Source organism: Thermococcus sp. (assembly GCF_027011145.1).
In the GTDB taxonomy this organism is placed as follows: domain Archaea; phylum Methanobacteriota_B; class Thermococci; order Thermococcales; family Thermococcaceae; genus Thermococcus.
In genome coordinates this window covers 1-10647 of the sequence record NZ_JALVAO010000019.1, presented here as the reverse complement: position 1 = coordinate 10647, position 10647 = coordinate 1, and the positions used below count along the sequence as shown (strand labels likewise).

Here is a 10647-nt window from a genome sequence, read left to right as displayed (position 1 = left end):
CTCAAGCTCCCTGCCGGAGGGCTTGTTCGGTGCTAGCTCGTTCCTCTCGTAGGCCTTCCTGAGGAGGTACCACTCGACGAGGTTGCCGGTGCTCGAGCGCGAGACATCCCAGAAGCTCTGGCCGACGAGGCGCGAAAGCTGGGCCTCCATCGGGAAGAACTCCCTTCCCAGCTCGTAGGTAACCTTGGCGTCCTCCATCGAGTAGCGCGCGACGCGCTCAAGCCCCTCGCCCGTCTCCCAGGCTGTGGCTATCTCTTCCGCGTAGACCTTCTCCTTTGGCTGTCCAAAGATGGCCTCATAGACTGCCTCCAGCGTGTAGGTGGGCAGGTTAATGGTGTGTCTTATGACGGGGTAAAGGTCGAAGTGAAGCCTCCCCTTCACCTCGACGGCGAAGCGGTCGCCCATTCTCTGTATCTTCGGCTCGCTGCCGTCCCTTCCGAGGATGAACTTAACGCCGAGCTTCTCGGAGCGCTTCTTGAGGTAGGCGAAGTCGAAGTTGTCGCCGTTGTAGGTTATGAGCACGTCGGGGTCCTTTTCCTTAACGACCTTGAGGAAGCGCTTTATCATCTCCTTCTCCGTCGAAACGACGTCGACGTAGGGAAGGTCGATCTTCTTCCAGGTTATTACGCGCGCCTCGCCCTCGTCGGCGTAGCTTATCATCAGAATCGGCCCTTCGGCGAACTCCTCGCCCTCATGGTAGAGCGTCTCGATGTCGAAGGCGAGCATCTTAAGCTCCTCGTCGCCCTCCATCGGGATGAGGCCCTTATCGATGAGGTAGCGCTTGGCGAAGGGGATATCATACTCGTAGATGTCTATGACAGCAGGGTGCTCCCTGATTTTGTCCCTAATTGCGGGAACGTCCTGGGGGTGGGTGAAGTAGAGCTTCCAGACCTCTATCGGCCTGCCAAGGAACTTCTTCTTCACCTTCTCGGCCCTGACGACCCTGACGGTGGTACCGTGCCGGCTTGCCGTTATCTTCTTGACGTCCTCGATCGCGGAATCGTCCCTCAGGAGCGCGTAGATGTAAGGCTCGAAGTTCCGGTCGTAGTCTATCTTGAACTCGCCGTTCTCCTTCTTGAACACCCTGATTACGGGTTTTCCGTCTTCGGTGATGTAGTCTGTATCAAGGATCATTCTTCCTCACCCATAACCTTGTAAAACAGCTCGGGGCGAATCCTGAAACCAACGCGGGTTAAAATTTCCAAAAGCTCTTGGGGGGATTCTTTGAGCATACCTGCTTCGTTTAAAATCCTCAGTATGCCCAGCGTCCCTATAACCCTCAAGCCCTCGAGTCTCGCGGCTTTCCTGGCTTTCAGGTCATCGAGAACGACCATAGCATCGAGGCGCTTTGCAAGGGCTATTGCCTCCAGTTCCCCCCTGTGAAGTCCCGGATATTCCAACTCGGCGATTTTCTCAATTTCCATGACTGAGATAAGGTTCCTCTCCGTAAGTTCTCGCAGAAGGACGCTTACCTCGTCCTCCTTCGCGGTGACCTCCAGCAGGACTCCCTCAGGAACGTAAACCTCACCAAAAAGCGCTATTGAGTTGGCTAAGTATCCAAGCTTTCCGAGGATTATAATTGGGGACGAATTAAAGACGGCCCTCACGTTTCAGTTCCCCCATGAGTTTATCAGCCTCTTCTCTCTCAAGTCTGGCCTCTTCCTCATCGAGAAGCGAGTACTCAACCCCGAGCTTGTCAAGGAGGAACGCCAGCTCTTCGAGCCTCATGTCCAGAAGCTCGGCAGCTTTCTCAAACGTTATCTGGTGGCTTACCAGAAGCCCAACGACCTTGATGAACCGCTCCTTTTCCGGGTAATCTTTGAAGAGGGGAAAGTTGAACACGAGCCTGTCAACCTCTTCCATGCTCTCACCGTTATGTGATTTGCCCCCAGGCCTAATAAACCTCACGAAGCGACACGGCAATCGATAAAAGAGTTAGATGAAGAGGTTAAGCCCCAAGTCCTACCCTTATCTTGTGCACTATTATCTCGGCTTTTTCTATGAGTTCGGGTGGTATCTTGAGGCCTTCTTCAAGGCGGAGCTTCAGCTGTTCGGCAAGTTTCTCTATCGCCTTTCTCATGTCACCATTGACATAAAAAGCCAAATCGCTCGCGTATTTGTAAGCCTCGGCGGGATTGTTGGTCTTGAGGTTGATGAGGAGGAGCTCCGTCAGGTAGTAGGTTATCCCCCTCACATCGCCCAGAGTCTTGCTCTCCCTCAGGCTTTCAGAGTAGGTCATGTTGAGAACCCTTGCAAGGTCTTTCTGGAGTTCATCAACCGACTGGTAGCGCTCCTCCTTCCTCTGGGCGAGCATCCTCATGATAATCGGCTCAACCCTCTTTACCTCTGGATTGATCTCGCCTGGCAGAACAGGCCTGTCATTCACTATCTTCGAGATCACTTCGAGTAAGCTATCACCGTCAAAAGGTAGCTTTCCAGTCACAAGCTCGTAGAATATCACTCCCAGCTGCCAGATGTCAGTTCTCTTGTCAGTTTTCCCGTACTTTTTGTCAATCTGCTCTGGAGCCGCATAGAATGGGGTAAAGCTTGCCGTAGTGGTGGTGCTCATGCTCTCCTCAAGGACTTTGCTCAAACCCCAGTCAGAAATCTTCGGAATTCCTTCCTTTATGAGTATATTTGAAGGTTTTAAATCGCGGTGGACTATGCCCTTGGAGTGCGCATACTTCAACCCCTCTGCAATGTTGAAGACCATCAGCGAGGCCTCCTCAACCGGCAGTGGCTTTCTAAGTTCCGCCAGTGAGCTTTCGCAGTACTCCATCTCAAGGAACGGGATTGGAAGGATGTTTGCGTCGTAAAGGCGAACGATGTTGGGGTGCTTCAGGTGAAGCCAGTTGGTTATCTCCTTGAGAAAGGACTTGCCCGTGGCTGGATCTAAGCTCTTGGGTATCTTCAGAGCAACGACTTTACCGTCCTTCTTTCTCTTTACCTTGTAAACTCTCGCAAAGCCGCCCTCACCGATGAATTCAATGAACTCATAAACCTCAACAAGTTTCTCAAAAGTTGCCGGGAGCGCTACACTGGGAACGGCGTTAGGTACATTTGAAATTTTTTCCCCTCCTTCAGTTTCTGGCTCTGAAGGATAAAATATCTCTTCCCCCAAAGCATCAAATACCTCTTTTCTCCCTATTCCTCTTTCGCTGGCCTCTCTGAGTATTTCCTCTTGAAGAATCTCTAATCTCTGCTTCAGTGTTTCGATGTAATGAACCGTTCTGGACCTCATATTGCGGAGCTGTATTTTTTCCCTTGGGGATAGAAAGGGATCAAGAAGGGACAGGTTTATCTCTTGAAGAAGCCTCAATTTAACTTCGAGCTCGTCCTTGAGCCTTTTGTACTCCTCAACTCGAACCCACAGTTCTGGATGTTCTTGCAGGAGGGCCATGGGGCATCACAGTAAGAGTTTAGAATCCAATTTTCTCAATTTCTTTTTTTATTTCTTTTTCTCGATCAGATATAAAGGCATGAAGCTTTTTCAAGTAGTTAGTCAGACCATCTGCTAAATCTCTTAACAAGAATGCCTCCTTATCAGGTTTTATTGGATCTAATAACTCTATATGTATTTCCTCGAGCTTCTTTTTCTTCTCTTTATATCTTTCAAGACTATCACGATAATCTTGAAGAATACTCAGAAGTTGAGGCCATACATCCAGGAGTAGTTCTTTATAATTTTTTAATAGATCATCCACTTTTTCTAATTTTTCATTAATCCCTTCTTCTATTTTCAAAATTTCTAAAATTTTAATTACAACCATACGTATTCTGCTCTCTTGATCCGAGGACACATTCTTCAAGACTGTGAATTTAAAGTCTTCCTCATTACCACCTACCATTGAGTGGATAGTTCTTACGTGTTTCAAGACTCCGCTAACTTCATTTTCAAAATTTTCATCGCCCTGATAGTTGGCATTAACGAATACCTTTTCTTGTCCAATCACTAAAGTTGCTTTATTGCCATTGGCCTCTATAAGATCCTTCGATATTATTAGATATGCATATTCTGGGATACGTATCCCCCCAGGCAAGAGGATTAATTCAAGATTTCATTATCCCCATTACGGAAACTCTCTTGTTGTATGTTTTTTTGATAGTATCCCATACGATTCCTATCATTTTTTCTTTTATGTTCAGTGATTCTTTTAGGGAAGCCCTCTTTTTTGGAGGAATAGTCCGGATATATTGGGCAAATGTCATCATTATAACCTTAAAGAGAGACCTGTTTTTAGGGGAGTAAAGGATATCTGCTATTTTTCTAATTTTACGTTGGGGTTTTCCATTTGTGACTACGTACGCTATCGCGGCAAGCAGTAATAGTTCAACATCAGTTGGTAAGTTAAGTGATGTAGAAAGTTTCTTGACATCATCCCAGTCTTCTTTCTTTATTGCCTTTGCAATCATTCTGATTCTGGCTCTAAGAAGATCTTCCCGCCTGAGGAGAACCTTGAGGTTCATGAGCCTTTCAATGGCATCCATTTTGTCATACTCAATTCCGTTGATCCTTACCTTTTCTTTGTCAAGTCCTATGAGTTTGTCCACGAGTACATCTACTTCAGTCGTTGACTCGAGAAAGTAAAAGGGAATCTCGAGAGGTTTAACCCTGATTGTCCAGATATCAGTTTTAAAACGTGCTCTTTCACGAAAGCCAGCTTCAGATTGTGTATGGATGGCCTCTAAAGCAAGTTTTGGAGTAATTCCCCTGCTACTCCCTCTGGATGTGGGAAGCTTAGAAGGCTGAACTTTGCCTCTGGCAGGACTCCTGAATGTAGGGTGGGACATTAAGCCATTGGTCCGAAAGCTAAGTGAACTCAAGCTGTTAACAAAGCGCATTCCCTCCATTCCCATCACCTCAGAGCAGGTTTTCTTTTACAATTTGCTCAAACACTTCAAACGCCCTATCTTCCGGTCTGTCGTCAACATTGATAAGCATTACCCTGAGCAGGTCATAAAGATGGTTCAACGTCAGCACCACAACGTTTCCCTCGCTTTCACGGCGTTCAACTTTCGCCAGCCTTTTGTCGAGGTTGAACTTTTCCCACGCTCCGTAAAGGTTCTGCTCGGGGTACATTGGGATAAAGATCAGGGAGTCCATGCCAGCTATTCCGATGTCTCTCCTTATCTCAAGCCACAGATCAAATATTTCCTCGCCTTTAACGCCTACGTTTAATATTTTCAGGACGTACTCGTATTGGCTCCCCGCCTCACCCTGCCAAGCTATAACGTCGTCCGCTATCCTAAGGTTTCCACTTAGTCCCTTAAATGCTTCTTTGACGTCGTCTAACAAGTACATTTCAATCCGGAATCCCAGAACTCTTGAGATATCCCTCGGCCCAAACTCCAGGATAAAATCAAGGAAGAATCTTGCGTAGAGGGAATAAATCATCTGCCTGAGGGTGTGATTTGCCAGTAACCTCTTGTTTATGAACTTGAAAGAAGTGTCTACATTGGTGTTCAGCATATCGTTGAATGTCAGCACTATCAAGTCCAAGGGCGTTACCTCAATCCGCTCATTGTCCTGAGTCTCGAATGAGGTTATGGTGCTCTCCAGATTCTTAGACCTCAACATGTCAATACATTTTTTAGCGTTATTTTTATCATTTTTATCGTAAGCTCCAAAGATTTCCCGTGATATATTTGCAACAATGTTTATATCAGCTATTCCAGCGTACCTCTCGTGTTTAGTCGCCTCTTTCAGGAGTTCTATGTTTTTGTTTTCTTCCTCAGGCAATATACTTGTAAACACAAGCCCTATTAATTCATACGTCTTGGCTCGATCTGCATCGTTATCAACATGAATGGGGAAGAGCACTGAGTGAGCATTCATCTTGTATAGGTCATTGGCCAAGTCTGTAAGTTTCTTATCGAGTTTCTTGAGCTCAGTTATTTCCCAGCTGTTCATAATCATGTCCCTTATGGCCCTTCCATAAGTTCTTAGAGTCTCCCTAACGGCCCAATTTACGTCTTTGTTGGGATACGAGATTGCCAGCAGGTAGAGGTTTAAAAGTGGGAAAGCGAAGGTGGGGTTTATGAAAAGGTTCTTAGATTTCTTAGATATATCACCCATTAGTTTGCCGAACTTTGTATTTTTGATGTACTTGTTTTCATAAATTCTCGTCGATAATTCCCAAAATTTTTCAACCTGTTGAGGCATCATGACTCCGCCCTCCCCCTCTCAAATATTCCCTCGTATCTTACTCTTGTACGGGGTGGGACGTTATATATTACGCTTATGTTGGGGAATATCTCACATTCGTATCCAATTCTGCATCCTGGACTAATGTCAACTCCCATCATGATCTTTGTCCTATCCCCTACCAATGTGCTAAAACGTCCTTCATAACGAATGATCTCTTTCCCGGTATAGAACATCGGAGGCCTCTTGACAGTTTCACCTATCATCCTTGCCTTCTCCCTTGCAAACGTTACCTGACCGCCTATAACAACGCTGTTACCAACAATTGCATAGGGAATGACTGAATTAGGGTAAAGGACAGTGTTTTTTCCAATTATTGAGTGGTCCACTATGGCCTGTCCAAGGATCTTACTTCCCTCTCCTATGTAGGATGATCTCACATGAGCTCCAGCACTTATTTTGGTCTTTGAGGGTTCCATGAAGATTATGCCCTTGATGAGGGTAGTATTTGGATCTTCAGCGATGGTGTGAAGTACTTCAGCAGGGGATTTTTTATCGGTAGTGGGTAGCTTAATAAAAACAACCCCAGAATATCCGTTTTCGGATAGATATCTCTCCACTGGATCAGTCTCCTCTTCAAGTGGATAATCTTCAAATGCATAGCCGTATCTTGGCCGCTCTAAGTTCTTTTTTGGTCCAAGTTTTTTAAAGTCCAAGTCCTTAAACTCTATATTGCTCGGCCTGCTCGTTCTTCTTTCTGTCACACATACTCCCTTCCAGATTTCTTCGGGAGAATCTTTTAGAATCAAGCTAATGTACTCTGAACTGCCTTCTTTGATCAATCTATAGAGCAAAAAGCGACTTATAAAATCAAAGCCTCTCAGAATTTGCCATGGATACTTAAGGGAGACAAATCGTCCCGAGCCTATTGCGAGAGCAAGGATTTTAACGTCATGAGTTGCGTGGAGATATTTTAGTATGTCCTGGAACCTGTTCTCACTCGTAAGGTTGATATTGCCTCCTTTCTCTAACATTTCAAGAAACCTCTTGTTAAATGCGAAGACTCCGATCATTTCAGCAGTGTAAGAACCGCCGTTATAGTCAAAGAGAACATAGTCTTTTTTTGTACCTTTCTTGACGCTTAAACTGGAACCTACCTGAATGTTTGTCCTTGGCACAATATCTTTAACTTTAATCTCATCACTAAACAATACATCTCTCCCATTTGTCATTTCTTCCATAATTGGAAAGAGCACCAAGAGAACTGATGGCTCTTCGGTATTGAGTTCCTCAATCAACTTTAAAAATTCTATGTAAATCTCATTCTGAAGTACCACTGAAGGATAATGAACCATATACACAGGATAGTTTTCTTGATGTTCCTTTTCTTTACTGTACTCTTCAATGACGTTAACCAGTATCCTTACCAAGTCCTGAATATACCTGTACTTTGCACTCGACTTCACTTCTATTTTAGTTGATTTATCCTGCGTTGAATCTAAGTCATTCAAAATAGTTTCAATTTTTTCTGAAACCTCTCTAAACTTGTCCTCTTTCTCTCTTTGAGAAATCAAGGTTATACTGGTTTTAATCCCTGACTGCTTCGATGCGTATGCAATGTCTTTGAGGATAAATTCTATTATAGAGCCTCCAACAAAGGGTATCAGTGCTTGGTGGCCCCAATCCTTGAAGGAGTCCTCTGCACGGAAGCTATCCCTGAGGAGGGGAATAAATACGGGGATAGTCATTGCTGTCACCTCACTTCAACAATTTCATAAATATCATGTTCACTTTTGATCTCTTTTAGATCTTCACAGCTGTCCAAGAGTGTTTTTCCAATCCCCATTTTAACGAAGCTCTGGAAGCCACGGTAAGCTAAATCACGGTCAAACCTACTCGCGAGGTCAAGGGGAATTGATTCCTCCACATGATACCCCAGCTCCCGCAGACTGTAGTTTCTAAATACCTCGTTGGCAAGTTCAAGTTCGCTCTCGAGTTTTTCTTCAAACATGTCCTTTACGGCATATACCCGTTTACCTGAAACGTTAAAGAGAGGTCTGAGTAGGTCTAAGTCATCACCCTTATAGGTGATCAAGACTTTCTTTGAATCGATCCGGGGATAGAAGAGCGCGGCACCTTCAAAAGGATGCATCAATACTTCCAGCCTGCCGTTCTCAACGGAAATGGAGTCTATAAGTGCGTTGGTTACGTAGTGGGGAAGAGATTTGGCATACTCATCATAGCAAAGCCCTAGAACTAAAATAACACCGAGGGTTTCTGACTGGGGCAGTCTATAGTATCCAGCGTCAATTTCATCGGCAAGTCTTAACAGGGCTGAGAGTAGACCAACCCTAATGGGAATGTTCGAATTACATATGGTTATGCTTTTGTCTGTGTAATGGTTGAAATCCCCGCTGTGGTTTTCAATAATCTCTGCCACTGCATCTTTTATTTTTTGTAAGTCGTGATTACTGGTAATATACTTCTCCAGCAGTATCTTGTAATAGCTATCAAAATCATTTATCCACTGATGAGCTGAGAAGGATGCGTGTCCCTTTCTCAGTGCATTCCGGTCGAGGTTTTGAAGATTTTTCTTGACGACATTTGGAAGAAAGTTCATGGCATAGTCATGATAGTAAACGGCTATTTTGAGGATGGAGATTTCAAGGGGGTTCAGATTGGCCCCAATTTCGCGAGCTATTTTCTTAGCGTTGTCAAAAACCCTTTTTGCATGATTGATGCCATGATCGGTATAACCCACAAAACCCAAATGGGCCATAATCCAAGGCGTTCCAAACGGGGAATCACTTAGCTTGGTACTAATGATTCTAACTATACCCTCCATTTGATCAAGGAATTTCTCAAATTCGGGACATTGAGGAATATTAATAGGAGGAATGCCAATGGTTGGAGCTTGAACAGCAGAGGGGACTCTGGGCATGCAGTTTGGGTTGTTTTGGATGATGTCTAATATTTGTTTTTCAATGTCTTTAATTCTCTTATCAAGCCCTTCTATATATTTAACGAGCTCAGCTTCAAGACTTTTTAGTTTAATCTTCTCCTCCTCGGACCGGAGTGGGTCTAGAAGATTAATCATAACATTTTCCAATATTTCCTTTTTCATGAATTTATTATGAAGGAGATCATAGTAATCGTTAATTTTTGTCCATAACTTAGGGCATCTATCCAGAACGTACTCAGCATCACCACTCTGGAGAAAGGCTTCAACCAGCTCCAGTTTCTGCGTGGTGGAGAGACTTTGGTTGAGAGCATTAACAAGATCTTGGACACCCATTACGAACACCCATTTTGGTTTATATACTGTTTTGTTATTTAACTTTTTTGTATTCGTATCTTATTTTCGTATTTGTATCTTAATAAACGATGGGATTACTAAACAAACTCACCACCACCTTTTTAAACCTCCCATCGAAGGGCCGAGCATGGAGCTATTTTACCGCGCGAGCTTTCAGGAAGTGGTGGCGGACGCGTTGATGCTCGTTGAGGAGCGCGAGCTGTCGTCGAAGCACGCCCTCGAGAGGGTCTTCAGGAAGATAGCCGGAAGGGACCGCGAGAAGGCGAGGGGGCTGGCGCACGCCTACGTCTTCGAGATTGAGAAGTGGCGCGCTAAAATAGACTTCATAATCAACTCCGTGCTGAAAGGCTCGACGGTTGAAGACCTCGACCCCTACCTGGCGAACCTCCTCCGCATCGGGACGTTTGAGATGCACTTCAGGAAGGTTCCGCCGGCGGTGGCGACCGACTCAATAATCCGCGTCGTCAAGGAGCGCTTTGATTTCTCCCGCGCCAAATTTGTAAACGCTCTGATGCACTCGATAGAGAAGTTCGACGTCGATAAAGCGCTGAGGAAGTTGAAGGAGAAGGACAGAATCGAGTGGTTGAGCGTTCGCTTCTCCCACCCCCGCTGGTACGTGGAGTACGCTATCGACCTGTTCGGCTACGACGAGGCCGTTCGCCTGCTCCTCAGCAACAACAGGCCGCAGAGGTATTACGTCAGGGCGAACACGCTGAAGACAGACGTTGATTCTCTCAGAGATTACCTTGAGGAAAAGGGCGTTAGAACGGCCCTGACTCCGGTTCTCGACGTTCTGAAGGTCCTCGAATACAAAACGCCGGTCATGAGGCTCGACTGGTACAAACAGGGAAAGTTCGTGATCCAGGATTTAGCTTCGGCCTACGTTGCCCACGTTTTGGCTCCTGAACCCGGCGAGAGGATTCTCGATTTGGCCGCGGCCCCCGGCTCGAAGACCTTCCACGCGGCGGCACTGATGGAGAATAAAGGAGAAATCATCGCGGTTGACTACTCCTACGACCGCCTGATGAGGATGAAGGAGAAGATGAAGCTACTCGGCATTAAAAACGTCAGGCTCGTCCACGCCGACGGCCAGAGCTTCAGGGACAAGGCTAAATTCGACAAAATAATCCTCGATGCCCCGTGCTCAAGCTCCGGAACCTACCGCCAGTTCCCAGAGGTGAAGTGG

At 45.7% G+C, this 10647-nt stretch carries 9 protein-coding genes and 1 pseudogene; 1 reads left to right on the top strand and 9 read right to left on the bottom strand.

The window, feature by feature from the left end:
* The 9 genes and pseudogenes from MVG27_RS02135 to MVG27_RS02095 form a co-directional block, all read right to left on the bottom strand.
* Positions 1-1134 (bottom strand): annotated as a pseudogene (locus MVG27_RS02135) (DNA polymerase); the annotation flags it as partial.
* Positions 1131-1607, bottom strand: a complete 477-nt coding sequence (locus MVG27_RS02130) for a DUF3368 domain-containing protein (protein WP_297519239.1) — start codon at positions 1605-1607, stop codon at positions 1131-1133. The gene MVG27_RS02130 and the pseudogene MVG27_RS02135, both read right to left, overlap by 4 nt.
* Positions 1591-1863, bottom strand: a complete 273-nt coding sequence (locus MVG27_RS02125) for a hypothetical protein (protein ID WP_297556061.1) — start codon at positions 1861-1863, stop codon at positions 1591-1593. Before MVG27_RS02125 ends, MVG27_RS02130 begins: the two co-directional genes overlap by 17 nt.
* An 85-nt stretch (positions 1864-1948) precedes the next feature.
* On the bottom strand, positions 1949-3400 hold the full coding sequence (locus tag MVG27_RS02120) for a serine/threonine-protein kinase (RefSeq protein WP_297556059.1): 1452 nt from the start codon (positions 3398-3400) through the stop codon (positions 1949-1951).
* A gap of 19 nt (positions 3401-3419) precedes the next feature.
* Entirely contained in the window at positions 3420-4040 is a 621-nt protein-coding gene (locus MVG27_RS02115) for a hypothetical protein (protein ID WP_297556057.1), read from the bottom strand.
* Between the two features lie 10 nt (positions 4041-4050).
* Positions 4051-4857: a hypothetical protein gene (locus MVG27_RS02110; RefSeq protein WP_297556055.1), complete on the bottom strand. Its 807-nt coding sequence runs from the start codon at positions 4855-4857 to the stop codon at positions 4051-4053.
* A gap of 4 nt (positions 4858-4861) precedes the next feature.
* A complete protein-coding gene (locus tag MVG27_RS02105; RefSeq protein ID WP_297556053.1) occupies positions 4862-6163 on the bottom strand; it encodes a hypothetical protein in 1302 nt (433 codons plus the stop codon).
* Complete coding sequence (locus tag MVG27_RS02100) at positions 6163-7893, bottom strand: hypothetical protein (RefSeq protein ID WP_297556051.1); 1731 nt, start codon at positions 7891-7893, stop codon at positions 6163-6165. Before MVG27_RS02100 ends, MVG27_RS02105 begins: the two co-directional genes overlap by 1 nt.
* A gap of 5 nt (positions 7894-7898) precedes the next feature.
* Positions 7899-9440 (bottom strand): HD domain-containing protein, encoded by a 1542-nt coding sequence (locus MVG27_RS02095; protein ID WP_366078639.1) that lies wholly within the window; start codon positions 9438-9440, stop codon positions 7899-7901.
* 148 nt (positions 9441-9588) lie between these two features.
* Between MVG27_RS02095 and MVG27_RS02090 the strand changes: the two genes are divergently transcribed.
* A partial coding sequence (locus MVG27_RS02090) for an RsmB/NOP family class I SAM-dependent RNA methyltransferase (RefSeq protein WP_297556048.1) occupies positions 9589-10647 on the top strand: 1059 nt, incomplete at its 3' end.